This is a genomic window from Enterococcus devriesei (genome assembly GCF_001885905.1).
GTDB classification, from domain to species: Bacteria; Bacillota; Bacilli; order Lactobacillales; family Enterococcaceae; genus Enterococcus_A; species Enterococcus_A devriesei.
Genome location: NZ_JXKM01000047.1, coordinates 1 through 652 on the forward strand (window position 1 = coordinate 1; position 652 = coordinate 652).

Consider the following 652-nt stretch of genomic DNA (forward strand, 5'->3'; position numbering starts at 1 on the left):
GCAGAGACCTGTGTTTTTGATAAACAGTCGCTTGGGCCTATTCACTGCGGCTGATCGTTAGATCAGCACCCCTTCTCCCGAAGTTACGGGGTCATTTTGCCGAGTTCCTTAACGAGAGTTCTCTCGCTCACCTTAGGATTCTCTCCTCGACTACCTGTGTCGGTTTGCGGTACGGGCCATTGTTTTCTCACTAGAAGCTTTTCTCGGCAGTGTGACATCAGGAACTTCGGTACTATTATTTCCCTCCCCATCACAACTTGTCCTTAGAGAAGCAAGCATTTGACTCGCCTCAAGACTCATTGCTTGGACAGACATTTCCAATCGTCTGATTCCTTAGCCTTCTGCGTCCCTCCATTGCTCAAACAAAAACAACGGGTACAGGAATATCAACCTGTTATCCATCGCCTACGCCTTTCGGCCTCGGCTTAGGTCCCGACTAACCCTGGGCGGACGAGCCTTCCCCAGGAAACCTTAGTCATTCGGTGGACAGGATTCTCACCTGTCTTTCGCTACTCATACCGGCATTCTCACTTCTAAGCGCTCCAGCAGTCCTCACGATCTACCTTCAACGCCCTTAGAACGCTCTCCTACCAACATACCTAATGGTATGTTCCACAGCTTCGGTAAACTATTTAGCCCCGGTACATTTTCG

1 rRNA gene is annotated in these 652 nt (G+C 49.8%); it reads right to left on the reverse strand.

The features are described from left to right. A 23S ribosomal RNA gene (locus RV00_RS15955) occupies positions 1-652 on the reverse strand; the annotation flags it as partial.